Source organism: Streptococcus oralis, assembly GCF_002386345.1.
Classification (GTDB): domain Bacteria; phylum Bacillota; class Bacilli; order Lactobacillales; family Streptococcaceae; genus Streptococcus; species Streptococcus oralis_S.
In genome coordinates, this window is the sequence record NZ_CP023507.1 from 1421263 (window position 1) to 1446773 (window position 25511).

Genomic DNA, 25511 nt, shown 5'->3' on the forward strand with positions numbered 1-25511 from the left:
AAGCAGTTCCTTGATCAGTCAGTGTCAAGAGAGAAATTCTATCTTACAATTTCTCACGCGCAGCTTTTGCTGCTTCGACAAGGCGGATCAAGCTTTCTTTTGTTTCTGGAATACCACGTGTTTTCAAACCACAGTCAGGGTTGATCCACACTTTCTTGCTTGGAACTTTGGCAAGAATAGCATCGATTGTGTGGTCGATTTCGCCTTCATTTGGTACACGTGGAGAGTGGATATCGTAAACCCCAGGTCCCACTTCTGTTTGGAAGTTTTTCGCTTTGAGTTCGTCCAAGATTTCAAGGTTTGAACGGCTTGCTTCAAAGGAAATAACGTCCGCATCCATGTTGTCGATAGCTGGGATGATATCTGTAAATTCTGAGTAACACATGTGAGTGTGGATTTGAGTGTCTGGCGCTACTGTTGAGTGTACCAAGCGGAAGGCAGGAATAGCCCAGTCAAGGTAGTCTTCGTACCAGTCGCTACGACGGAGTGGCAATTTCTCACGAAGAGCAGCTTCGTCGATTTGGATGATTTTCACGCCAGCAGCTTCAAGGTCAAGAACTTCATCCTTGATAGCAAGAGCGATTTGAAGAGTTGAGTCCTTGATAGAGATGTCTTCACGTGGGAATGACCAGTTAAGGATGGTCACAGGTCCAGTCAACATACCTTTGACAGGCTTGTCTGTACGGCTTTGTGCGTAGCTAGACCATTTGACAGTGATTGGGTTGAGACGAGTTACATCACCCCAGATGATTGGTGGTTTCACCCCACGCATACCGTATGATTGTACCCAACCATTCTTAGAGAAGAGGTAACCTGACAAGTTTTGGCCGAAGTACTCAACCATGTCATTACGCTCAAATTCACCGTGAACAAGCACGTCAAATCCAACTTCTTCTTGCCATTTGATCCATTCGTCGATTTGCTCTGCCAAGAACTTGTCATAGTCTTCTGCTGACAACTCACCCTTACGGAAGGCCAAACGTTTAGCACGAACTTCCTTAGTTTGAGGGAATGAACCGATGGTTGTTGTTGGAAGTGCTGGAAGTTTGAAAGTTTCTTCTTGGATCGCTTCACGTTCTGCAAAGGCTGGCAAACGAGTGTAGTCTGCGTCTGTCAAGCCAGCAATACGGGCACGAAGTTCAGTATTTTCACCCACACGCTCAGTCGCAAAGAGTTCTTTGTTTGCTGCAAGAGCTTGTTCACCTTGACCGTTGCGGATAGCATCCAAATCACGGATCTCATCCAATTTTTCAACTGCAAAGGCAAAGTGGTTCAAGATAGCTGGTTCAAATTCTTCATTAGCGGTTGTAAATGGCACATGAAGAAGTGAGCATGAGCTTGTCAAGACAATGTTTTCAGCTGGAATTTGCTCAAGAACAGCCAAGCTCTTTTCGTAATTATTGCGCCAGATGTTCTTACCATTGACGATACCAGCATAGAGAGTCTTGTCAGCTGGGAAACCACCTTTCACAAGTTCAAGCGTTTTCTTACCTTCAACGAAGTCAAGACCGATAGCATCTACTGGCAATTTTACAAGGTCAGCATAAACGTCACGAACGTCACCGAAGTAAGTTTGAAGCAAGACTTCAAGACCTTTTTTATCAGCCAAGAGTTTGTTGTAGAGGTTCAAGAAGAGAGCTTTTTCTTCAGCTGTCAAATCTTTGACAAGAGCTGCTTCGTCGAGTTGGATGCGAGTTGCACCAAGCTCCGCCAATTTAGCAAAAACTTCTTGGTAAGCAGCTACTAAGCTGTCTACGAAGTCTTCTGCTTTCACGCCTTCTTCAAAGTCTGACAATTGAAGGAAAGTGAATGGACCTACAAGAACAGGACGAGTGTTCAATCCAAGTTCTTTGGCTTCTTGGAACTCATCAAAAATCTTGTGACCAGCCAATTTTACTTGAGTGTCTTTTTCAAATTTAGGCACGATGTAGTGGTAGTTGGTGTTGAACCATTTCTTCATCGGAAGGGCACGAACATCCCCTTTTTCACCTTGGTAACCACGCGCCAAAGCAAAGTAACGCTCAAGGTCTGACAATTCCAAGTTTTGAACAGAAGCTGGCACCACGTTGAAGAGGAAAGCCGCGTCTAGGAAGTTGTCATAGTGAGAAAAGTCGTTTGATGGGATTTCAGTGATGCCTTTTTCTTTGACAATGTTCCAGTGTTTAGCACGCAATTCTTTAGCCACAGCCAAGAGTTCTTCTTCTGAGATTTCTTTTCTAAAGTATTTTTCAGTTGTAAATTTTAATTCGCGGAATTCGCCCAAACGAGGGAAACCGATGATCGTAGTTGACATGATGTGTCCTCCAAAATTTGTTGTTGAAACTATCTTAACAGAAAAGAAACTGTCTGTATAATTGTAAATAATTAGGCTTTGATATAGTTTGAAACTATATCACTTTTTTGAACAAGAGAAAAAGACTTGAGACCAGTGTCTCAAATCCTTTGTATTGCTTGTTTTATTGCTGTATTTTAGTTAGAATGCTCAAACGAGCTATTGACGATTCTCATCAGTGACTATGGCATGCTATTAGAAAAGACTATAGGTTAGTTATCCTTTGGTAATTTTGATATTTCCCTGAAAAAGTGCGGACGGGAGGTAAAATTGTTCTGTGGATGATTTTAGCCAACCAAGTAATCTCATCTCTATCAACTTTTTTCCTGTTCAAGTGGGACGACTGCTAGTGTCTTTCCTAAACTGGCTAAGACTTTCAAGACTGTATCCAACTGAGGACTGGTCTTTCCTGTTTCCATTCTAGCTATGACAGGCTGGCTTACTCCACTGAGTTCTTCTAGCTTTTTCTGACTAATACCTTGCTCATGTCTAGCTTCTATCAACTCACTCATGATAGCCACTCGCATATCACTTTCAAGGATTTCCTCCTTGGTAAAGAGTTCAGATCGGATATCTTTCCAATTACTTCCAATAGCACTATTCTTCATCACTTAACCCTCTTTCTTTTATGTCTTTCAGTTCACGCTTGGCTTTATCAATCTCTCTCCTAGGAGTTTTCTGAGTCTTTTTAACAAAATGATGTAAAAGAACAAAACTCCCATCAACCCATGCTACAAATAAAATCCTATCCTTAAGAGGTCGTAGTTCCCAAATCTCATCTTCCAAATGTTTGATATAGGGTTCACCAGTTCTAGTCCCATGCTGACTAAGCAACTCGATATAGTCGTTTAGTTTATTGAGTTTGATGCGACTGTCCTTACTCTTCTTTCTAGCCAATTCTCTCATATAATCTAAGACTGGCTCATTTCCATTTTTGTCCTTATAGAAGTAAATTGTATGCACCAAGCAACCTCTTTTCAATTTAATTATAACTTAAAAGTTATTAAAAGTAAATCCTAATACCCATAAAAAGAAGACCTTAGAATCATTCTAAAGGTCTCATTTTTATTATTCGAAAAAATTTTGAGAAGAGTTATAATGTGGAGCTATTCCTGACTCTTACACCAACTCAATGCCTTTCTCTCGGAGATTAGCCATGCACTCCTCATAGTATTCTGCATCATGCTCACTATAGATGGGATTGTCCAACTTTTCCTCAGGCAAGTCTTCATAAGCTGGGCAAATTTTGCCACGGTAGTTCTTGTCCAGCCATTCTGGACTGACATTGTAGCCACGGCCAACCATTTCCTCCATAATCAAGCGATGATAAGCATAGAGATGATAGGGCGAGTGAGTAAAGACATAGTCCACAGTCGCATGTTTTTTGCCCCAACCATTGCCACGCAGGGCGCAGCACTCTCGATGTTGCCCCAAAAGTTGAGGACGGGGAAGTTGTGAAATCAAGGCCTCATGCCAAAGTCTCATGGGCGTCTCCTTTCAGTAACGTTGAATGTTGCAAGTAGGTATTGGGATAGAGTTCAAGCAAGTCTCGAGTTTTAACGATCAAGTCTTCCTTGGAAACCTGACCAAAGCGGTAGCGATCCAGCAAGAGCAGATAGTCCTTACGCTCAACATCTGTCGCTTTCTTTTTGAAATAGCCCCAAATATGCTGAAAAGCATTGCAAACTTGACCTCTATGCTCAGGGATTTGACAGGCACGGTCGATCAGTTCTTGAACATGACTTACCTCCACCTGTTCATTCTTCAAGTATTGGCGAATCTCATTGTAAATATTGCTGGAATGACTCAAAACGAGATATTTGTTCCTAGCCCAGAGTTGTTGGCACTGGGATTTTTGGTTAGTTTGTTCCATCTTTCTCCTTGTTTTCTATCCGTTTCCAGCGAATATGGAAACAAAGTTGTACCTTAAAAATGAGCGAATTAATGACTTCACACAACTGACTGTATGAATCTTTTTTCATCTTCTACAAATTTCCATAGATTCAAGAAACAAAGTAATAATTCTCTTTTAGTTCTCTGAAACGGTCAAACCCTAGAATACCCTCATTTTGTAATCTGCCTAAAACAACGCTAGGATGAATATCGATTTCCTCCGCAAAACATATGATATCCGTCTTATCAAAGTTTCCTTTTTTGACAAAAGCTTGATAATCTTCTGGTCTAATCAAGAAATTTTTTGCAAACTGGTCTGCCTGTTCCTCAGAACGAAGATAGGACTCACTGTTTCCCTCATCAGATGAAAAATCATTCTCCAGAATGTGTCCAATCTCATGAAAAAGTGAGAACCAGAAAATATCGGATGCTTTGTTTCGATCCGTGAGTAAAAGCAAGGCACTACCATTACTGAACTTTTTAGTCGCTCCATTCAAATTGGCATTTGGCAAAGCAGGTAGACCGACTAGGACAACACCACAGTCTAGCAAGATATCATACAAGCGTTGAGGAAAAACTTCTGAGTCCTGTCTCGTCAACTTTCTCAAGGCAGGCAGGCTTCTCTCTAGCTTTCTGCGATTTAACTTAGTTATCGTTTTATCACGCGCTTTTTTAGACGCCAACTCCAGCATAATATTCGAGTTCACTATACTTTTAGTCGTAAACTCACGCGTATTCCGATAGCTGACTAGATAGTTAAAAGATGTAAGATTTTCTAAACTTGCCATACCGAGAATCTTGCGAAGCTCGACAATCTTTTCCTTCAAACTATAGCGTTTGTCTGGAACGTAGCCTTTTTCCTTGAAATACTTGAAATCAATCAGATCACAGATTTCTTTCTCGCTACCTTCTTCTAGCTCTTTTTGTTCTACAATCTCTGCAACTTTTACATCATAAGCATTTTGAAGATTGAGCCAGGTTTGCATAGAAACTCCGCTTAGCTTGGCTAACTTATGAGCCGTTTCCTTACTAATAGACTCCTCTGCATTGACCAGTTTACTGACAGTCTTTGCCGAAACTCCCAAACGCTCCGCAAATTCTTTCTGCGTTACGTTATAATCTTCAATCAACTCTTCAACATACTGACCTGGATGAAAAGCAATCAGGTCTTTGTATTCAACAATTTTATTACTCATAGTGATTGCTGACCTCCTCTATTTTTAGGATTTCGATTTCAACGGGATTTGGAAATACCTTTTCTAAATCCTCTTCACGAAATTCCACAATCAACCGATAGGAACTCCTTCGACCATCTATATCTAAAGCAAACTGTCCCTGTCTCTTTCCCTTAAGTTGGTGAAAGTGATATTTAGGAAAAGCTGTCACACTAGCCAAAGAATCCGCCGCTTCCAAAAAGTTGATCAACTGATGCAACTTTACAGCAATTTTATCCGAAAAATCTTTTTTCGCCCGCCTCAGCTCTGTGCACTGCTTTTCAACAGTTTTGTTTGTATAGATAAGCTTCATAAATCCCTTTCTGTTTATTTCAAATTACCATTTAGGTAATTTAATTATAACATAAATAAATAATAAAAGCCAGCCAAAGGTTGATTTGGCTGGGATTTTAAATCTGATAGATGTATCTAACTGTTTCTCCATTACCCTTTAAAGTTTTTCAAAAACTCTTTGAGCTCGGCATCGGCTTCTGGTGTGGTTCCGTGGAGTTGACCGAGCATTTCAAGCAATGAAGCTGTTTGGTTTTGGATTGCTTCATTTGTCTCATTAATCTTGCTGACGATTTCTGTCAGCGGCTCGACTTCTTCTTCCTCAAAGGTGTCTACATAGCGAGGGATATTGAGGTTGTAGTCATTTTCGACAATTTCTTCATAGCTTGCCAGATGGGCAAACTTATCAATCTCCTCACGAGACTTGTAGGCCTCCAGAATCTTCTCGATATGGGCATCCGTCATGATATTTTGGTTTTTCCCCTTATCAAACTCCTTAGAAGCATCGATAAAGTAGACATCACGATTGGTACGGTTCTTTTTGAGAATGATGACCGTGGTCGGAATGCTGGTATTAAAGAAGATATTGGCTGGTAGACCGATAACCGTGTCAATGGCCCCTTCTTCTAGCAAGGCCTTACGAATGGTCCCTTCTGCATTTCCACGGAAAAGAACACCGTGAGGAAGGACGATAGCCATAACTCCATTATCTTGCTTGAGATGGTAGTAACCATGTAAAAGGAAGGCAAAGTCAGCCTTGGACTGAGGTGCTAGTTTCCCAAAAGGAGAGAAACGAGGATCATTCAGGAAGCCAGAGCTTGCTGACCACTTGGCAGAGTATGGAGGGTTCATGAGAACCCCATCAAAGTTGGTCGGCTCTTGTGTCGGCCAGTCTTCGTCTAGTGTATCAGCATTGTGGAGAAATTGATTCTCAACTGGAACACCGTGTAGAATCATGTTCATCCGAGCCAAGTTATAGGTCGAGGTATTGAGCTCCTGACCGAAGTAGACAACCGTTTGCGGTTTATGAGAGTATTTCTTGGCATTGAGCAAGAGAGAGCCAGATCCCATGGTCGCATCATAGATGGTAAAGCCTTGCTGGTCCTCACGACCCAAAAAGGCAATCTGCGTCATGAGCTTAGCAACAGGCTGAGGAGTATAGAACTCACCAGCCTTTTTCCCAGAGTCTGTTGCAAACTGTCCAATCAGATACTCATAGGCATCCCCCAACATATCGCCTGCATGACCAGCCACATCTAGCACAGCCAACTCTTTCATAACCGCTGCTACCGTTTGGTTTTGCTTTTGCGGAGTCGCCCCTAGCTTTTTAGAGTAGAGATCGATATCTTCAAAAAGATTTTCATAGAGGTCGTCACTCTGCTCGATATCTCGAAAACCCTGAGCCAGATCTTCCAGCTGGAAAGTCCCCTCATTAACACGTGCTACCAGAGCCGTAAAGGTCAGGTCAGGCTTGATACTATAGTTGAGTTCGTCCTTCATGACTGCAAGAAGATCCTCGTGAGTGTCCGCATCCTCATAGTAGTTGCGATAGACCTCAAGGGCAGTCTCAAGACTATCTGTCCCCTCTTCCATGGTCTCCGCCACGAAAAAGAGCATCTTATCTGATAGATACTTGTAAAAGACCATGCCCAAGAGATAGGACTTATAGTCGTTAGCATCCATCTTGGAGCGGAGAACATCCGCTGAGTTCCACAGGGCTTGGTAGAGCGACTGGGAAGTTTGTGTTGTTTCCATAGTGTTTCTTTCTAAGTTTTGCAATTAATTTTTTTAAACAAGCAATCATTTATAACAAATCACTTCATTCTCAATCGTTTGAATCAAATCTAAAGGAATAGAGGAAACTGGAAGTTGATAAACGATATTTTTTCGAGGATTATAAAATCCAAGATTTTCGATAGAAAGGAAGTCAGGATCATAGGAATGTAAGCCCATGATATAGTATACAAGGACTTGTAGTGTATGGTCTTTATTAGGAGCTGTTTTAGTCACCTTAAAATCCCACAGTGTATCCTTGGTCAGAAAATCTCCATCACCCTTATCAATCGTTTCTGTATAGCCTCCCAAAAAGTTAAAGCCATCCTTTACCAAAGGACCATAGAGGTCGAAAAAGCAAAGACTTCGCTCCACCATGATACGAATATTCTCTATCGTTTCGGCATCCACTGAAATTTCCTCAAATGGCTTATAATACTTGATCCCCGCACGAAAAACGACATCAAAAGAAACCAAACGACACGCACTTTCTATCGATAAATCGTCCAATCCTGTCACCAAATCAAGAAGTGCTTCTGCTAGGTCTCCCATGTTAACCCTATGAGCTCCCATGAGAGAAATTATGAAAGCATCACGGGCTTCTGTCCCTTTCATAAAGCGTGTCAAGTAGTCCACACAAATCCCCACTAAACTTGGAGATACAGACTCTACAGGATGCAGAATTCTGTGGTCTTCGAACTGCTCTACTGAAAATAACTTGATAGGCAGATAACCACCTCGAGGTTGGTTAATTTCTTTGATACGTTGTGTTACAGATACCATGGCAACTCCTTTATGTATATATACTAGCGTCGATAAACCTTAATCGGTATTCTTTTATTTAGTAAACAATTACCTTAGTTTTGACTTTCTAAAACCGCTTCCAGTTTATCAGCATTTTTCTTGTTTTCTAACAATTCATTATAAGCCGTCTTTTTAATAATCGTTTTGATTAGTTTATCAAGTTCTGTATTTTCTGAGTAATCCGCTGGAACAAAATAATCAATACGATTATCCTGAGTCATTTTGTGGACTTTAGTTCTATCATTCGTTTTTGGATTGAATACACCGATAGAGTAGCCACCTCTTGTTTTGACTAGCTTCATACATGGAATATCTGTATCACTATCCCCTAAATAGACCATATTTCTAAAAGGAACTCGTAAATCACTTTCAGCAAAAAAATCATTCACCGCATCGTCATTAACATCTAAAATACCTTTGGTAATTCTAAAAAGAAATTGAGTCTTATTGGTGTAGTTAACAACTTGAGCAGGCCAGACCGCGACACCCTTTTCATCACAATAAAAAGAAGTTGCATAAATTTTCTTAAAAGCACCATTTTTAGCTATTGAAGTCCCCTCTATCATTTCTTTCAAACCAGATGAAATGATGTAATGCTCTACAATAACTCCGTTTTCTTCACCATATTTTCGAATACGCTCAAACCAGTCTTCGACTCCTGGGAATAGTTCTACCTCTGAACCAAACTTAGCTAACTCTGTCTTTGTAAATAGGACTGTCCCTTCAGATTCTGTTTTCATCGTAAACATATAGGCAAGGTTCTTGTCCATATTATTAGCCTTGGCAAAACCATTGGATTTCTTCCAAAATTCACTGATTTCATACCCGAGCTTCTGTATAAACCCTTGGGCTTGCATATCATCAGGAGACAGCGTTTTATCAAAATCATAGCAGATAGCTACTACAGGTTTTTCTTCTTTCTTTAGAGTTTCTGATTTTACTTTTGACATTTTACTGCACTCCTTTTAAATAAACATATCCTGCAAGAGTTTCTTTTTCAGTGTTTCAAGCTGAGAAATTTTTTCTTGGTGTGAGTTGATGAGGTTATCGAGGTTTGAGAAATAGGCGCCGATGGCTTGTTGTTCTTCGAGTGAAGGAGGAAGTGATACCTTTATTTTCTCTATCTGCCATAAAGAAAGCGAGGGTTGTGCTCCAATTGTTGAATCACTTTTGATAAAAGACTTTATTCTTGGACTTTTCAAAAAATTCAACATAAAAATCGCATCGTCACTCTTCAATCTAATAATTGCAATTTGCTGATTTGTATTTGCAGGTAAATCTTTTTTATCAACTATCCCAACTACCCCAAGAGTACCGACAATTGAAAACAATACATCACCCTCTTTAAGTATAGAACGTTTTAGGTATCCTAAATGTTCTTCTAAACTTGTAGAGGCTGTCCGGACCAAACTACCAGTATCTCTATTTATACTTTCGGTTTTAATATAGTTTACTTCCCCTTGCCAGCTTTTATCTTTCGGTGTGGTTCCCTTAGTTATAGTTTCAGCCCTTGATTTAAGTTCATATAATTCCCACTCGCTCTCAAATCCATCTAAACGAATCTCTGGCACTGTCTGTCCAGCTTTGGGAAACATCTTGGAGAGCATGGTCGTCTTAAGAGATTGGTAGTTAGCAAGATTATCCTTGTAGCTAGACAAAAGGTCGTCGAGGGTGCGGAAAAGGATGCCAATGGCGGATTGTTCGTCAAATGAATCTGGTATTAAATAGTCTAAATTGGATATATCTGACCAATTCACATAAATTTGTGTGTTCCCCTGAGCACTTCTTACGATTTTATTACGGTTAATATCAGCATTTAGTAATTGAAAAATAAAATCTGGAACATATTTATTTTTATCTAAACAAATTCTTTGTGTGCGCTGATTGTAAACATAACTATTATCTTCATCAATTAATAGAACTCTTCCAATAATCTTACCTGTACTAGTTTTGTCATTTAAAATCATTGTTAAATCATCTTTTTCTAAAATCCTTCTCTCCGTTTTCTTACTATATTTTACTCTAATTCCTTGGTCCTTATATTTACCTTCTTCTGAATACGAACCAATGCTAATTACCTTATATTTCCCATCTAGATCAAATTCGCTTTCAATGGCTGTTCCTCCCACAGATATACCTAAATCTGTCAATTTTATCGTTTCCCACCAAGAATCAAATCCTTGAAATCTAATTTGAGGAATACTATTTTTACTCATTAATTTCTCCCGAACTATCTTTAAAATCGATTTGCTTACTTCTAAGTCCAAATATCCTTAATACAGAATTTTCGCGTCTAGACTTTTTAGAAATAAACTTCCTTTTCTTTAAGTAATCCAGAAGTTTCTCGTTAAACTCAGAATACGATACCTTAGACTCCTGATTACCATTCCCTCCGTTACCTTCATTCTCATTTAATTTTTCAAAGGCCACTTTCCATTCAGTGTAGATGTCATCATCTATTTGTTCCTTCAAGATTTGCATGATATCCGGTAATTCTAATAAATCTAAATAATCGCCTAGGAAAGTGAGCTTATCTACTTCTATTTGACTTTCCGAATCAGAAATTAATTTTTTGAGTAGTTCTTTCTTATGTTCAAGTAAAACATCATTCGAATTTAGGATAGATTCATACAATGGAACGCTAATTTCATTTTCATCTAATGCTATAAATTGTCTTATATATTTTTTAACTATTTTTTGTATTTTATTTTGAAGCGTCACATCTAACGAATCATAGCTATTTTGATTTATTAAATTGTAAAAGTCGTACTTATTAAAATTATTATCTAAAAGAAACACTAATATTTCTGCTCTATATTTTTCAGATAGATACAGATTCTCTAGCAATTCTCTAATTTGTTCTTCATCACGAATATCTTTTGCAGTATTTAAATAATCAAATTTATTCATCCTAATAAAGGAGGCTAAATGTTTTGGATATTTCTGACGTATAAACTCAAGATTATCTTCATTAAAATCTATCAATTTATATTTTATGAGATGTTCCATCTGATTATCATCTTCATCAATTTCATTAAATGTTTCATAATAAGGATATCCTATTTCTTTCACTAATCTAATTCTGATATTTTTATTCATGTTCGACTCTTCTAAAACAAAATATACAAATTTTTCTTGTAATTCCTTATCTAATTTTAGATATATCCTCTTATCAAGTTCAAAATTACCATTCTGGTTTATGAAATCTACTAATAAATTATCCTCTTCCTCATTTTGACTAAAATAGTCTAAAACAATTTCAGTATTCACTTCTGCTTTTTTAGTCTGAACAAGATTTTTTACTAGTAATTCTCGATTTTCATTAGATAGTTTATTAAATTTATCTTCTGTATATGTAATATAAAACTTTGGAATACTAGCAATTATTTTTTCTGCCGCTGAATCTTTGAATGGTTCAAAGTTTAGATTCATTCCTTTATTTTCAAATACGATATTTTCGTTTAATAGTTTTTCAATATATTTAGGTTTATCAAGCATTTTATTTTCTGACAGTTTAATATACATCCAAACATAGTCTAAGAATTCGGCTCTATATGATAGACAATAGTCGCGGATAGGATATAGTTCGCTATGTTCATGAATCATTTCAAAGTTTTTGTGCTTAAACTCTGAATCATTGATAGTATCGCCTAAGTAAAATCGTGTAAAAAACTCTAACGTTTCTTTTTGAATGCCATATAACTGATTATTATAAATAAAATCAATTATTTCTCTATTATAACTGTCTTTAGCAGATAAAAAACCTTTTAATCTAATCTTAAGCCACCTTAGATTCTTCTTCACTAAATCTATATTTCTATACTCATTTTGACAGAAGAGCTCTTGATGTTCTTGCAAATAAATACTTAATGCATCTTCAACTGTATTATTTTTATAATCAGTTTCTTCTAAGTCAACCAAGGATAGCAAGGATAGGATTATACTTGAATTAACTTTGTATTCTTTCTTATTATTTATGCAAGTTATAAACGATAGCGAATTATATTCTAACCATTTTTTTAAGAATGTTTCAATAATGTCTTCTTTGAAAATTACAACTTTTAATTTATCAACTCTATCTAAGGTCTTATAAAATTCAGTAATAAAGTTTAGGATATCTTCTTGATTAAATATATATTTAAGCTGTCGGTCATATGCCCCACCACTTGTTGGATTTAACAAGAATTCAAAAAAACTATAATTTAACACATATTTCAGTTTATAATTATCTAATGCTATTCGCTTAACAATTTCATTAAAATTGGTGAGCTCTATGGTGCGACTATTTACTATATAAGAATTAACATTTTTTATAAATTTTTTATCATCTTCTAGCAATCCATCACCATAAAAATATGACAGATAATTCCTATAATTTTTATCAATATAATCATTATTGATAAAAAATGTAACGATATCATCTTGTGGATCAATATTAGTTTCTTCATTTGTATAGAATAACAGTTCTTCTCGGACATTGAGTTTTTTTAATAAATCTCCTTGATTTCTTTGTAAAAGAGAAAAGTCTTTTGGAAAAATATTCTTATAAACTATTAAAGAAAATAGTTTATGAGGGTTAATTTCAAAGTCTAATGTCTCTTTATAAGTCAAATATTCATTACAAATATTATTGATTAATCTCATATCGTCAAGATATAAAGCGACATTCAGAAGAAAGACTTCATCAAAATATTCATCTTCCCCCATTTCTTTTAATATTTCGTTTAGTTTTATATGTGAATTCGAAGCAGTTACGACAGGAACTATCGGAATAATAAAATCAAAAAACTTCGTTCTCTCTTGTGATTCAAATAAATCATCCTTTACAAGATAGAAGAATACCAGTTTACGTTTGTGATTTGCCTTTCGATTTCTATTAATAATTATATTTAGTTCCTTCAATTTTTCAAAAATTCTAGAATCATTAAAACGTTCAATATCTTCAAATACTATAACATCCGCTTCAGATTGCTTAAACAAATAAAGTACATCATCTAAATAGCGATCAAAATAAGATACCCTTGAACTTTCATTTGAGAAGATTTCAATATCAGTTTCAAATTTTTCTGCCTTTAAGGATAATTTTTTGATAAAACCAAAATCTTTTTGTAGCTTCAGTAAAAAATAAATTCCATATACAATTAAAACAAATAAAATTATTAGTACAAGAAGGGAAATAATAGGTTTCGTAGTCCAAGATAACCAACAAAAGTTATGAACCAATTCACTCCATGAAGAAATATTAAAAAGATACAAAGATAATAGTATTGTTAAACTTAGGTATAGTGTAATATTGAGGGGGTTGATCTGTGATTCAGCATCAAGAGTTTTAAAAATGGATTTCCTTATTTTGTTAGGATTTATTTGATGAAGCAATTGATTGATTATTTTCCCTTCAATTGTATTAATTTCACGCTTATCAAGTCCATTTTTTTCACTACTTTTTATTTCATCATATTGCCCCAAAGAAATATGAATGAATTTTTTATCTGTACATTCCCTCTCAAAACTCTCAACGATACTACTTTTGCCAGCTCCGTAATTTCCTGTGATAGCTACATTTGTTACTTCAGAATTCTCATCAATCGCAAACTGAAGTGCTTTTAGTGTTACTGGCTTTATTTCAACATCTTTATTTGAAGTAAGTGCTCGAAATTTATATTCTCTTTCCATTAATTTATCTCTCCCAATAATTACTATATGTTTAAACTAATACCATTATATCAATTCTTACTGAGTATATAAAGCTTTTATACACAAAATAGCCCCTTAGAAATCAATTCCTAAGGGGTTGTATTTATCCTGCCACTTGTGTCACTTCTTCTACTTTCACTTTCTTATCCTTCTTACCTGAACCACTCAATCGACGTTTACTATCTCGGATTGTGTTCAGGTCCTTGAGGAGTTTGGTCAGGTGTTCTTTTTCTGGATAGGCTTCTGCACTAGCTACGGTATAGCGCATAAAGAGGTCGTAGATGCTGGTTAGTTCGGTACGGACTTGTCTGGTCTTACCTACTTCCTTGGCAGACTTATGCGCACGCGCCTGACTTTCCACCTTATCATACTCCTCCTGCGCACTGATTACCGCCGTCAGCATAGGTGTCAGTCCTAGGCTGTTTACTGCCGTGTGATAGGGGTCTTCGTTGAGCGTTTTGATTAAACTCTTGATTTCTGCCGTTTCCACATCATTGCTATGCTTGGTGATGTCCTTGTACTTGGCAAAGACTGGTTTCAAAGTCTCATGGGCTTCTTTGAGTTTGGTCTCCTTGATCTTAGCAAAGCCCCGATGAAGGGTAAAGAGGCCGACTAGGGCACTGTCACGATTGCGGTCGACTTCGGTCAGGTTTGTCGCCTCTTTCTTTTCCACGATAGCAAGTTGGGCTTGGAAGTCTGCTAGCTGGCTCTTGAAGGAATCGAGATGCTTGCCATACATAGGCTCGTCCTTATGTGCCTTGGCAAAAACTTCTAGTAGTTGACCCGTATCTACCATGAGACTTTCAAACTCGCGGTTGATAAAGTTGGTGTAGCTTAGCGGACGGATGGTAAATGTTTTTGGCATGATGATAACCTTTCTATTTAACGAATCATTTAGTTTTTTCTTTATCAAATAAAGACTGGATTAGTTCTGGAAGATAGACCTGTTTTTGGTCTGTTTTTACAATGCTTCCTTGTCTATCAGGTTGAATCAAAGGTCTATCCTTAGATACAAAGACTTGAAACAAAACACAGAACAACAATATGAGCCCCCACAAAGGAAGTGTCGATAGCATACTCTCCTCATTTTCTTTATCTTTCTTCATCAGATTTTCTCCTTTAAGTTGATAAGACAATTCTAACAAATAGCAAAGAACTTAGAACACTCATCCGCTCAACTGTCTACTTTATCATCCCAACAGCACTTTTTTTGGCTATTTTTTACTTTTATAGAATAAATCAGTCATTTCAGAAATAGAAAATCCCTATCTGACTAGACATACACTCCGTCTGTCAGATAGAGACTCTTACTATTTTTAGATTTTAACTTTTCTAGCTTTAGAATACATCTAAACTTTAGGAAAGATGATTATTCGAAAGCTCGAAGACCCCAAAACCTTCTCAGATAGACTATCTGAAGCTTAGAATGCTAATAAATTTATGTATTTCTTATTATTCTAAGTTTAGAATGCATGTAAACTTTAGGAAGTCTATGTCTTCGAAACTTAGAAGGACTATCTCCCCACTCTGAGTGGCTCAATGACTTCTTCGACAAGTTGCTTACAAGACTCCTTGATTTGTTTTTTATAGAGGAGGGGATTAAGGGCATCTGCCACTTCTATCTTATAATCTTGATAGCGCTGGCTCTTGGTCAGCTGGCTCTCTCCTAGTTGTTTCTTGACTCCCTTGCGGTAGTGCTCGACATAGTAACGGAGTTCATCCTCTCCGACATACCAACGTTTGCTAAAGACTTGGATATGTTGCTGGATAACCGCCTCGATCATCTGATCCAAGATATTGGCAATGGACTGACCGCGATAGCTTTCTGGCTTGTCCTGTACTTCTTGCCAAAGCTCTGAGATGATCTGGGCAAGGTTTGGATTGGTCTTCTCAAGGCTCTCAATATAGCTATTCACTGCCTCTCTATCTTGAGCGCTTAGGTTCTTTTCTTGACTCTGGCCTTGCTCGATCAGGCTTTGGATTAAGGTTAGGATATAGGCATAGTTGATCTCATCCACTTGGATAGACTCTAGTTCATAGTGAATATCAAGGGGCTCCCCATCCTCACTACCATCATCTCTTCGGCTTTTTAATTCAGCTAGGATGTTCTGATAGAAGCCAAGATAGGTTTCCAATTCTTCTGCGCTTAGTCCTGTCTGAGCGTAGATTTCTTCTTCATCATACTCTTTATAAACGCGGATAGATGCCAAGTATTTATCAAAGGATTGATAAGCCTTGGCGAGTTTTCTCAATTCAGGTGTAGAGATTTGCTCGATTTGGAGTCCTTGCTCAGGATCATCGGTGATGAGATTTTGGAAATCACTACAACTCCGTAAAAAGTTCCTCTTTTCCTCTTCCCAGCTAGGGGCTAGGACCTCGTTTTCTCCACCATTTGAGTAGAGCTTGAGGGCATTGTCCACCGCTTCCTTAAAGGCTAGAGGTTTTTGGAAGGTGATGATATGACCATAGGATTTACTAGAATCAAAGATACGGTTGGTACGACTAAATGCCTGAATTAAGTCCTGCGGTTGCATTGGTTTACGATCGATAAAGAGGGTCGATAGACAAGGGGCATCAAATCCTGTTAAGAGACGATTGACCACAATAACCAAGTCCAACTGCTCCTTGCGATAGAGATACTTATCCTGTTTTCGAGCAAGGCGGTTATTGACATCTGTGTTAAAGCCACGAAGATCCGCCATTGTAAAGTGAGTATCAAACTCTTGGTTATAGTCCTCCATAACCTGCTTCATATGGTCTTGGTAACCGATAGACTCTTCCTCATTTTCAGACACTGAGTAAGTGATGGTAAACTTTGGAAAATCCGGTAAATGGCGTTTGACCCGCTCGGAGACTTTGACCCGTTCCTTGCCAGCCATGATACTCTTGAGCAGATTATAATAAGCCTGTGCTTGTGGGATAGACTTGACCGTCAAAATAGCGTCATAGCTTTTTCCAACTCCTTTAGGGATATTGAGCTGTTGCTGGCTCTTATTAAGGATAGCATCCAGGACTTCTAGCATGTGTTCCTTGTCCTCATAAGCACTATCAGGAATCTCCTCCTCCAGCATATCAGAGATGATGGTATTTCGATAATCCACCTTAAAGCCGAGAACTGCTCCATCATGGATGGCTTCCTTAACTGTGTATTCATGCAGGCGTTCGCCATACTGTTGGTGGGTTGTTTGAGCCAAGTCTCCCACTTGTTTTCGTTTGTTTTCCTTGAAGATCGGAGTCCCTGTAAAGCCGTACCAGAGAGAGTTTCGGAAGTAGGCCTTGATCTCCTTTTGCATTTGTGGAGTGACAGCTCGGTGGCACTCATCCACGACAAAGGCCACGCGCAGGTCCTTGATCTTCCCAGCATCCCGCTGGTACTTGCCTTCTTCAAACTTGCGCATCATGGTCGCAATTTTCTGAATGGTCGTGACTACCACGCGCTTGTCATTGCCACCTAGACGTTTGACTAGTTCGTGAGTATTATCCGTCTCATCGATATCAATGACATCGTTGGCAGCGTATGAGAGGAAGGATGAGGTCGTCTGCTGGTCCAGATCTCTACGATCGACGACAAAGATGGTCTTTTGGATGGCAGGGATCTGCAAGAGATTGCGGGCTACTTTGTAAGAGGTCAGGGTCTTCCCTGAACCTGTCGTGTGCCAGATATAGCCCGACTCTTGACGACGAGAAGCGTCCTGTACTGCCTCAATGGCATGGATCTGATAAGGACGCAGGAGGATCAGGGCTTTCTTGCTATCATCAATGACTGAATACTGCATGACCATCTGATGGGCCCGCGGTATGGAGAGTACCTCATGGGCAAAGCTGGTCAGATCCGTCACAGGCCGGTTGTCCTTATCCACCCACTTGGTCAGAAACTGTTTGTTTAGTTTATTTTCACGGGCTGCAGCGATATAGCGAGTGTCAACCTTATTGGTCACGACAAACATCTGCAAGCTTGAGTAAATACCTCGGAACTTTCCTTCACGGTCGTATTTTTCTATCTGATAAAAAGCTTTCAAAAATCCAACTCCTGGACTCTTGAGCTCAATGTGAATCATAGGAAGTCCATTAATCAGAAGAGTCACATCCATTCGTCTGTCTTGATCTTGAGGGTACGCCTTGTCTCGCTCGACTTGGTTGACTACTTCATAGCTCGACTTACCAGCTGCGATATTGTCTCGCCAGATAACTGATAAACGAATGGTGCCTAAGCTGGCATCTTCTCTCTGAACCTCGACTTTGGCAATGCCATTTTCTCCGACCAACCACTTGGCAGCATCATAGTAGCTGACAAAGTTGAGTTGATTTTGAATCTGGCGTTTTTCCTGCTCAGTCAAAGGATGATCTGCTAGCAGGGCAACGTTATTTTGGGCTAGTTTAGTAAAGAAATTGTCCCATAATTGTTCTTCTGTTTTTAGGTCTTCTCTATAAGTCCATTGACTTTCCCCAGTTACCAGTTGGGTGATCAGTTGTTTTTCTATCTCCAGTTCTGGTTTTACTTGCATCATTCTCTCCTTTATAATGCACAATTTTACTATATTATATCATGTTTCAGATGGATTTTCCCATACGCTCCTACTCCAACTGACTTTTAACCTTCTTCTTAGTCAAGATACGGTCATTTTTGTTAGAGAGAGCTTTGATACGAGCTTCGAGAAGAGTTTTCCGTCCGGTCTCTGTTCGTGTGTAGACGAGATGATAATGTCCGATAGTCGGCGTCAGAAAGTCGAGGAATTTCTGTGCTTCTTCCTTGCGCTTATCAAAAAGACTAGGCACGACATAGTAAGGTGACTGACCTTGTAGGACTTTCTCTGCCTTCAAGAGATAGCGCTGGTTATCCACTGGAGCAAAGAACTCTCCCACAGTCTGAGCAAACAATTCTTTGTCCCTCATGCTTCCTCCCTTGAGATAGGCGAAAACCATATAGTTTTCTTTGTCCTCCTCTACCTGAACACGGGATTGATCATCCGTTAGATGCCCCGAATCTAGCAGAGCCTTTCGGATCTGCTCACCCAAAGACTGCAATCGTTTATAAGGACTCTTATAGCGGAGGTAACGCCAAGATGCAAAGGCCAAAAAGAGGAGACAGGCTGCTGTAAGCCACCAAACACCGATCAGTCTCAGTCTAAATAGCAAAACCAACAAATCCACTGCCAACAAGAGCAATGACATGCGAACCCATTTTAATGCATCAAGCAAGAGCATGACTGGAATTTTCTGTTTTTGAGTTGCGACTTCTGTAACTATCTCGAACTGATCCGCTACAACAAGAGCATCCTGCCATTTTTGTCTCAAGCCTGCTCGATCCTTGGAGAGACTCTTAACTCGCTCATTGTACTCACTAATTTGCTTTTTCTTAAAAGGGGGCTTTGGAAAATCCAAACGATCCAAACCAGTCTCAATACTCTCCTGATTATAGGCCAATCCAAGAAAATGCTCCATCCGTCGCGACAAGGTTTGCAGATCCTGATTGCTCTCTGGTCTAGGCTCCTCACCAGGAAGAGTGATAAGTGCTTGCGCTTGAACGGCTACCAGATGCCAGATGTTGCTGGTCTTTTCTGGATGTCCCGACCAGATACGAATGGCACGCCCTCGCATCTGGTTACTCAGCATAAAGCTCCCCACAAAGCTTCCGAGGATTAGGGAATTAACACAAGGAGCATCCCAACCCTCTCCAAGGAGAGATTTAGTTCCGACTAGGACTTGAATCCGGCCTCGTTGAAAAAGCTCCGTCACTGCCGCTACGATTCCCTTAGCTGAGCTCGGAAAACCAACCTGCACATAATCTTTTGGATCCAAGTGACCAATAGATGAGAAACTAAGAGGAACCTGAGGCAAGAGTTCCTTCAACTCTGCTGCCACATCGGTAGGCAAAATAACGACACTACCTGACAAGACAGCCAAAGACACAGTTATCTCTTGCTCCTGAGCTTTTCGACGAATGCTTTCAAAATAAGGGAGAACCCCCAACTGAGAAATGGTTGCTTGATTATCTCCCAGATAGGTGGCAAAATCCTTGCGAATATAGTCAGCTAGTACTAACTGTCTCAGTTCCTGACCTAGACTCTCATACTCTGTCAAGAAGATATCGGCAATGGCAGACAACTTCCCCAGAGATTGGGTTAAAAGCTGGTCAGAAGCCTTGGACTTAACTAGATAAACCTGACGTTTTTCCACCAACCCACGCGCCTTCAAGTCAGCCTCTAACTTTTTCTTATATCCATCTGGATCCTCATACCAATCTGGTGTCAGATAGAGTATGCTCTGCAACAGCGTCTCCAACCAGTAGGAGGTCAATGCTGGAAGCTTCTGGGTTCCCAGTAAATTTTGCAAAGAGGAAGGAATCGTTAACCCCTGAGAATGCATATAAATCAACATAGCTGACAAGTACTTGGGATCTTCTAAGAGCAAATCAGATGATATATCCCCTTTGAGGACCTTAGACCCTGCTACAAATGTTTGAAAATCAGGATCGACTATAAGGTGATGAATATAGTCCCACTTAGTCTCCTCAAACTGTTTGAGACGTTCCGACTCTTCAGCTGTTGGTGAACACATATAGACAAAATCCTGATGAGGGCAAAGAGTGTCTTCCTTGACTAGTTCAGGTACCGTGATTTCTTGATCGATCTCCCCACACATACGGATATAGCGTTCCCAGAGTTCAGGCTCACTGTCATAAGGTGGTGTCGCTGTCAGGGAGATGAGTTTCAGCGGTCCATACTGCTTGCGAAAGACTTCCAGACTTTTCCACCATTCATTGCGCAGGTGGTGGCACTCGTCCAAACAAAGAGTCGCAACTTTCTGAGCTCTTAGGCTTGCAAACAAATCAAACCCCACAAAATCCTCTGCTTCTCCATCTTCTTGTGATTGCAGTTGGTTCATGGCACTATGAAAAGCCTGATAGGTCACAATTGTTAATGCCTTCATCTCCTTTAAGTTTTGGGAAACGAGGTCTGAAAGCCTCTGACCATCCTCTAGAAAAGCAGTTTGGATCCTATCTACCCATTGTTCGCGAATGGTGACAGTCGGAACTAAGATGAGGGCTGGGTTGCCAAAACGAGCGATTAGCTCGATACCAATGGTTGTCTTTCCAGACCCTGGAGCGGCCACTAGATGAACATGACCGTCTGCTTGATAGTCCTGAAAACAATCCAAGACCTGTTTTTGATATTGGCGCCAGCTTCCTTTAAAGTTTAAACCTAACATGATACCCCTCATTCTATACCGTCATTTTCTTATTCTCATTTTACCACACTTATTTCTCCAGTCAGATAATCCAGATAGTTTTTCTCCATAAAATATGGTATAGTAGAATCATACTATCTATGAGGAGTTTACATGTCACAGGATAAGCAAATGAAAGCTGTTTCTCCCCTTCTACAGCAAGTCATCAATATCTCATCTATCGTCGGGGGAGTCGGTACCTTGATTTTCTGTATTTGGGCCTATCAGGCAGGAGTGTTACAGTCAAAGGAAACCCTATCAGCCTTTATCCAGCAAGCTGGAGTCTGGGGGCCACCACTCTTTATCTTTTTACAGATTCTACAAACCGTTGTACCGATCATTCCGGGAGCTTTGACCTCAGTGGCTGGGGTCTTTATTTACGGCCACATCATCGGGACTATCTATAACTATATCGGCATCGTGATTGGCTGTGCCATTATCTTTTACCTTGTGCGCCTCTACGGAGCTGCCTTTGTTCAGTCGGTCGTTAGCAAGCGCACCTATGACAAGTATATCGGTTGGCTAGATAAGGGCAATCGTTTCGAGCGGTTCTTTATCTTTATGATGATCTGGCCAGTTAGCCCGGCTGACTTTCTCTGTATGCTGGCTGCCCTCACCAAGATGACCTTCAAGCGCTATATGATTATCATCGTTTTGACCAAGCCCTTTACCCTAGTGGTTTATACTTATGGTTTGACTTATATTATTGATTTCTTCTGGCAGATGTTTTGAGGATAGAATATAGCCTGATACTAAATATACTTTGGTATGGAAATCATGCCTATTTGTCAATAGTGAAGCGAGGATTTACCTAGCCTTTCCGCCGTGATAAAAACACCTGAAATCTAATGGTTTCAGGTGTTCGGAAACTTTGAGACAGTAGGCTCAAAGTTTCGATATGGAATTTCGAAGAAAGTCGCTACCGTCCGTAATCACTTAAGGAAAGGCTCAAAAAAATTGTCTTCAAAGAAAATATCCGTTTGGTTTCCCAAGCGGATGTTTTCTTTGTTTTATTTTGCGACACTCTTAGCAAGGACAAAGTTCCCAAGTGTGGCAGAACCATTTCCAGCAACTGCTGGCGTCACGATATAGTCACGCACGTCTGGTACTGGTAGGTAGCCATTGAGAAGTGCTGTAAATTTCTCACGCACACGGTCCAGCATGTGTTGTTGGGCCATAACCCCGCCACCAAAGACGATCACATCTGGACGGAAAGTCACTGTAGCATTGACCGCAGCCTGAGCGATATAGTAGGCTTGAACATCCCAGACAGAGCTGTTGAGTTCGATGTTTTCGCCACGAACACCTGTACGAGCTTCTAGACTTGGACCAGCCGCAAAGCCTTCCAAACAGCCCTTGTGGAAAGGACAGACGCCGTTAAATTCTTTTTCTACATCCATTGGGTGTTTAGCCACATAGTAGTGACCCATCTCAGGGTGACCCACACCACCAATAAACTCACCACGTTGGATAACACCTGCACCAATACCTGTACCGATCGTGTAGTAAACCAAGTTTTCGATACGGCCACCAGCATTGTTACGAGCAACCACTTCACCATAGGCAGAGCTATTTACGTCAGTTGTAAAATACATGGGTACGTTGAGGGCACGACGAAGGGCACCAAGTAGGTCTACATTTTCCCAGTGAGGTTTTGGAGTCGTTGTGATAAAGCCATAGGTTTTTGAGTTTTTGTCGATATCGATCGGACCGAAGGAACCGATGGCAAGGCCTGCAAGATTATCGAATTTAGAAAAGAATTCGATGGTTTTATCGATCGTTTCGATAGGAGTTGTTGTAGGAAACTGTGTTTTTTCTACAATGTTAAAGTTTTCATCACCGACAGCACAGACAAACTTTGTACCGCCCGCTTCCAAGCTTCCATATAATTTTGTCATGATAAACCTCTTGTTTTTATTTTCTTTATTATAGCATATTTTGAAAGTCTAGATTTCTCTATATTTTAGATTTTCCTCTGTAAATCTTACCATTCAAGCAAAAACGAACAAACATGTCATTTGTTCGTTTTGTTTTTAGATTTGATTTTTGAAGAGGATTAGGCTTTAACTTCGATGATTGCGTCACCCTTAGCAACTGATCCAGAAGCAACTGGATTTACTGAAGCAAAGTCTGCAGTGTTTGTTACGATAACCATAGTTGTGTTATCAAGACCTGCAGCAGCAATCTTAGCTGAGTCAAATGTTCCAAGAACATCTCCAGCTTTAACCTTGTCACCTTGGGCAACTTTATGGTTGAAGCCTTCACCGTTCATTGAAACAGTGTCGATACCAACGTGAATTAAGATTTCAGCACCGTTAGCTGTTCTCAATCCATAAGCATGGCCAGTTGGGAAGACGATTGTTACTTCAGCATCAGCTGGTGCATAAACAACATCTTGGCTAGGTTTCACGGCGATACCTTGTCCCATAGCTCCACTTGAGAATACTGGGTCATTCACATTTGAAAGAGCAACAACGTCACCAACGATTGGTGTTTGGATAACACCTTCGCTAGGTGAAACCACAGTACCAGTTACTGCTTCTTCTGTTAAACGGTCAGTTTCAGCTTCAGAAATTGCTCCTGAAACTTCTTCTACTTCATCTTCGTAACCAAACATGTAAGTAAGAGCAAAACCAAGTACAAATGATACAGCTACCATAAGAAGGTATTGTAGAAGTTGTCCGTTACCAATGTAAAGCATTGTACCAGGGATGACTGTGATACCATTACCAGTACCAGCAAGTCCAAGGATAGATGCCAATCCACCACCGATTGCACCAGCAATCAATGAAAGGAAGAATGGTTTACGGAAACGCAAGTTAACCCCGAAGATAGCAGGCTCAGTAATACCTAGGAAGGCAGAAAGAGCAGCTGGGAAAGCAAGTGTTTTAAGTTTAGGATTTTTAGTTTTCACACCAACGGCTACTGTCGCAGCCCCTTGAGCTGTCATCGCTGCAGTGATGATGGCGTTGAATGGGTTAGCATGGTCAGCAGCAAGCAATTGAACTTCAAGCAAGTTGAAGATGTGATGAACACCTGATACGACGATTAATTGGTGAACTCCACCAATCAAGAAACCACCAAGTCCGAATGGCAAGTTAAGAATAGCTTTTGTTCCAATGAGGATGTAACTTTCAACAACGTGGAAGACTGGTCCGATAACAAACAATCCAAGGATTGACATTACAAGGAGTGTTACGAACGGTGTTACCAAGAGGTCAAGTACATCTGGAACAACTTTACGAACAGCTTTTTCAAATTTAGCTCCGACAACCCCGATGATGAAGGCTGGAAGAACTGAACCTTGCAAACCTACAACTGGGATAAATCCGAAGAACTGCATTGCAGTTACTTCACCACCAGAAGCAACAGCCCAGGCATTTGGAAGTGAGTCAGATACGAGCATCATACCAAGGACGATACCAACGGCTGGGTTACCACCGAATACGCGGAAGGTTGACCATACAACCAAACCTGGCAAGATGATGAAGGCTGTATCTGTGAGGATTTGGCTGTAAATGGTAACATCTTCTGGAAGTGTGATTCCAAGAGCGTTCAAGAGACCACGAAGACCCATGAAGAGACCTGTCGCTACGATAACTGGAATGATTGGTACAAAGACGTCACCGAAAGTACGGATAGCACGTTGGAACCAGTTTCCTTGTTTAGCAGCTTCTGCTTTCATATCTTCTTTAGAAGATGTTGGTAAACCAAGTGCAACCACTTCGTCGTACATCTTGTTTACTGTACCAGTCCCAAAGATGATTTGGTATTGACCTGAGTTAAAGAAAGCACCTTGAACTTTTTCCAAGTTCTCGATAGCATCTTTGTTAATTTTCGCTTCATCTTTAACCATCACACGGAGGCGAGTCGCACAGTGCGCAACACTGTTAACGTTCTCACGTCCACCTAAGGCTTCGATGACTTTTTTTGCAATTTCTGTATTGGTCATTTGCAAAAATCTCCTTATAAAAAAATTTGTTCTTATTTGAAAGCGATTTTACTCGCCCTACGAGTATTATTTTATCATCTTTCAAAAATATGTCAAGCGTTTTGCAGAAATTTTTAAACCCTTTCTTTTTTCTCTGATTATTTTTGCTCGTTTTTGAGGGAAATTCTCTTTTTCCTCAAAAAAATATCTTTATACTTGAGGAATAAAGGTTTTTATTTACATTTTCTTTCATATTTTCGTGAAAATTTGCCAGATTTCCTTTACTTGATTTTTGGCAATCGTTTGACATATTTTTCTCTTTTTTAACATAAAAGGCTTGCTTTTTTTGCCG

18 protein-coding genes and 1 pseudogene are annotated in these 25511 nt (G+C 39.7%); 1 reads left to right on the plus strand and 18 read right to left on the minus strand.

Annotated features, from left to right (window positions below; genetic code table 11):
• Window positions 1–43 precede the first annotated feature (43 nt).
• The 16 genes and pseudogenes from metE to CO686_RS07135 all read right to left on the minus strand — a co-directional run bounded on the left by metE (window position 44) and on the right by CO686_RS07135 (window position 21210).
• Window positions 44–2293: a 5-methyltetrahydropteroyltriglutamate--homocysteine S-methyltransferase gene (gene metE, locus CO686_RS07060; RefSeq protein ID WP_096753654.1), complete on the minus strand. Its 2250-nt coding sequence runs from the start codon at window positions 2291–2293 to the stop codon at window positions 44–46.
• 353 nt (window positions 2294–2646) lie between these two features.
• A complete protein-coding gene (locus CO686_RS07065) occupies window positions 2647–2940 on the minus strand; it encodes a helix-turn-helix domain-containing protein (protein WP_000797736.1) in 294 nt (97 codons plus the stop codon).
• The gene (locus CO686_RS07070) at window positions 2930–3295 is read right to left on the minus strand and encodes a type II toxin-antitoxin system RelE/ParE family toxin (RefSeq protein ID WP_042902787.1); all 366 of its coding nucleotides are present in this window, start codon (window positions 3293–3295) and stop codon (window positions 2930–2932) included. The genes CO686_RS07065 and CO686_RS07070 overlap by 11 nt, the downstream gene beginning before the upstream one ends.
• Before the next feature lie 156 nt (window positions 3296–3451).
• Entirely contained in the window at window positions 3452–3817 is a 366-nt protein-coding gene (locus CO686_RS07075) for a TIGR02328 family protein (RefSeq protein ID WP_049501081.1), read from the minus strand.
• Window positions 3801–4205, minus strand: a complete 405-nt coding sequence (locus CO686_RS07080) for a YbgA family protein (RefSeq protein ID WP_096753655.1) — start codon at window positions 4203–4205, stop codon at window positions 3801–3803. Before CO686_RS07080 ends, CO686_RS07075 begins: the two co-directional genes overlap by 17 nt.
• Window positions 4206–4335: 130 nt before the next feature.
• On the minus strand, window positions 4336–5421 hold the full coding sequence (locus tag CO686_RS07085) for a HigA family addiction module antitoxin (RefSeq protein ID WP_096753656.1): 1086 nt from the start codon (window positions 5419–5421) through the stop codon (window positions 4336–4338).
• Window positions 5414–5752, minus strand: a complete 339-nt coding sequence (locus CO686_RS07090; RefSeq protein ID WP_096753657.1) for a type II toxin-antitoxin system RelE/ParE family toxin — start codon at window positions 5750–5752, stop codon at window positions 5414–5416. The genes CO686_RS07085 and CO686_RS07090 overlap by 8 nt, the downstream gene beginning before the upstream one ends.
• A gap of 131 nt (window positions 5753–5883) precedes the next feature.
• Window positions 5884–7485 carry a type I restriction-modification system subunit M gene (locus CO686_RS07095; protein WP_096753658.1) on the minus strand — a complete coding sequence of 534 codons (1602 nt, stop codon included), beginning with the start codon at window positions 7483–7485 and terminating at the stop codon, window positions 5884–5886.
• A 45-nt stretch (window positions 7486–7530) separates the two neighbouring features.
• Window positions 7531–8286 carry a hypothetical protein gene (locus CO686_RS07100; RefSeq protein WP_096753659.1) on the minus strand — a complete coding sequence of 252 codons (756 nt, stop codon included), beginning with the start codon at window positions 8284–8286 and terminating at the stop codon, window positions 7531–7533.
• A 95-nt stretch (window positions 8287–8381) separates the two neighbouring features.
• Window positions 8382–9257, minus strand: a pseudogene (locus tag CO686_RS07105) (HAD family hydrolase); the annotation flags it as partial.
• Between the two features lie 15 nt (window positions 9258–9272).
• Complete coding sequence (locus CO686_RS07110; RefSeq protein WP_096753661.1) at window positions 9273–10523, minus strand: restriction endonuclease subunit S; 1251 nt, start codon at window positions 10521–10523, stop codon at window positions 9273–9275.
• Window positions 10516–13980, minus strand: a complete 3465-nt coding sequence (locus CO686_RS07115) for a YobI family P-loop NTPase (protein ID WP_096753662.1) — start codon at window positions 13978–13980, stop codon at window positions 10516–10518. Before CO686_RS07115 ends, CO686_RS07110 begins: the two co-directional genes overlap by 8 nt.
• Before the next feature lie 124 nt (window positions 13981–14104).
• A complete protein-coding gene (locus CO686_RS10350) occupies window positions 14105–14866 on the minus strand; it encodes a DUF6261 family protein (RefSeq protein ID WP_172844176.1) in 762 nt (253 codons plus the stop codon).
• A gap of 25 nt (window positions 14867–14891) precedes the next feature.
• Window positions 14892–15107: a hypothetical protein gene (locus CO686_RS07125; RefSeq protein WP_096753663.1), complete on the minus strand. Its 216-nt coding sequence runs from the start codon at window positions 15105–15107 to the stop codon at window positions 14892–14894.
• 408 nt (window positions 15108–15515) lie between these two features.
• Window positions 15516–18509, minus strand: a complete 2994-nt coding sequence (locus tag CO686_RS07130) for a type I restriction endonuclease subunit R (protein WP_096753664.1) — start codon at window positions 18507–18509, stop codon at window positions 15516–15518.
• Between the two features lie 67 nt (window positions 18510–18576).
• Window positions 18577–21210, minus strand: a complete 2634-nt coding sequence (locus tag CO686_RS07135) for a DEAD/DEAH box helicase family protein (protein WP_096753665.1) — start codon at window positions 21208–21210, stop codon at window positions 18577–18579.
• 132 nt (window positions 21211–21342) lie between these two features.
• Between CO686_RS07135 and CO686_RS07140 the strand changes: the two genes are divergently transcribed.
• On the plus strand, window positions 21343–21960 hold the full coding sequence (locus CO686_RS07140; protein WP_000076177.1) for a TVP38/TMEM64 family protein: 618 nt from the start codon (window positions 21343–21345) through the stop codon (window positions 21958–21960).
• Window positions 21961–22238: 278 nt separating this feature from the next.
• On the opposite strand, the gene scrK is transcribed toward CO686_RS07140, so the two are convergent.
• On the minus strand, window positions 22239–23126 hold the full coding sequence (gene scrK, locus CO686_RS07145; protein WP_049501090.1) for a fructokinase ScrK: 888 nt from the start codon (window positions 23124–23126) through the stop codon (window positions 22239–22241).
• 158 nt (window positions 23127–23284) lie between these two features.
• Window positions 23285–25180 carry a sucrose-specific PTS transporter subunit IIBC gene (locus CO686_RS07150; RefSeq protein WP_049501091.1) on the minus strand — a complete coding sequence of 632 codons (1896 nt, stop codon included), beginning with the start codon at window positions 25178–25180 and terminating at the stop codon, window positions 23285–23287.
• Window positions 25181–25511: the final 331 nt, after the last annotated feature.

Bases quoted from the DNA above. Each gene is read 5' to 3' on its own strand.
- metE (WP_096753654.1), bottom strand. From the start codon at position 2,293: ATGTCAACTACGATCATCGGTTTCCCTCGTTTGGGCGAATTCCGCGAA.
- CO686_RS07065 (WP_000797736.1), bottom strand. From the start codon at position 2,940: ATGAAGAATAGTGCTATTGGAAGTAATTGGAAAGATATCCGATCTGAA.
- CO686_RS07075 (WP_049501081.1), bottom strand. From the start codon at position 3,817: ATGAGACTTTGGCATGAGGCCTTGATTTCACAACTTCCCCGTCCTCAA.
- CO686_RS07080 (WP_096753655.1), bottom strand. From the start codon at position 4,205: ATGGAACAAACTAACCAAAAATCCCAGTGCCAACAACTCTGGGCTAGG.
- CO686_RS07085 (WP_096753656.1), bottom strand. From the start codon at position 5,421: ATGAGTAATAAAATTGTTGAATACAAAGACCTGATTGCTTTTCATCCA.
- CO686_RS07090 (WP_096753657.1), bottom strand. From the start codon at position 5,752: ATGAAGCTTATCTATACAAACAAAACTGTTGAAAAGCAGTGCACAGAG.
- CO686_RS07095 (WP_096753658.1), bottom strand. From the start codon at position 7,485: ATGGAAACAACACAAACTTCCCAGTCGCTCTACCAAGCCCTGTGGAAC.
- CO686_RS07100 (WP_096753659.1), bottom strand. From the start codon at position 8,286: ATGGTATCTGTAACACAACGTATCAAAGAAATTAACCAACCTCGAGGT.
- CO686_RS07110 (WP_096753661.1), bottom strand. From the start codon at position 10,523: ATGAGTAAAAATAGTATTCCTCAAATTAGATTTCAAGGATTTGATTCT.
- CO686_RS07115 (WP_096753662.1), bottom strand. From the start codon at position 13,980: ATGGAAAGAGAATATAAATTTCGAGCACTTACTTCAAATAAAGATGTT.
- CO686_RS10350 (WP_172844176.1), bottom strand. From the start codon at position 14,866: ATGCCAAAAACATTTACCATCCGTCCGCTAAGCTACACCAACTTTATC.
- CO686_RS07125 (WP_096753663.1), bottom strand. From the start codon at position 15,107: ATGAAGAAAGATAAAGAAAATGAGGAGAGTATGCTATCGACACTTCCT.
- CO686_RS07130 (WP_096753664.1), bottom strand. From the start codon at position 18,509: ATGATGCAAGTAAAACCAGAACTGGAGATAGAAAAACAACTGATCACC.
- CO686_RS07135 (WP_096753665.1), bottom strand. From the start codon at position 21,210: ATGTTAGGTTTAAACTTTAAAGGAAGCTGGCGCCAATATCAAAAACAG.
- CO686_RS07140 (WP_000076177.1), top strand. From the start codon at position 21,343: ATGTCACAGGATAAGCAAATGAAAGCTGTTTCTCCCCTTCTACAGCAA.
- scrK (WP_049501090.1), bottom strand. From the start codon at position 23,126: ATGACAAAATTATATGGAAGCTTGGAAGCGGGCGGTACAAAGTTTGTC.
- CO686_RS07150 (WP_049501091.1), bottom strand. From the start codon at position 25,180: ATGACCAATACAGAAATTGCAAAAAAAGTCATCGAAGCCTTAGGTGGA.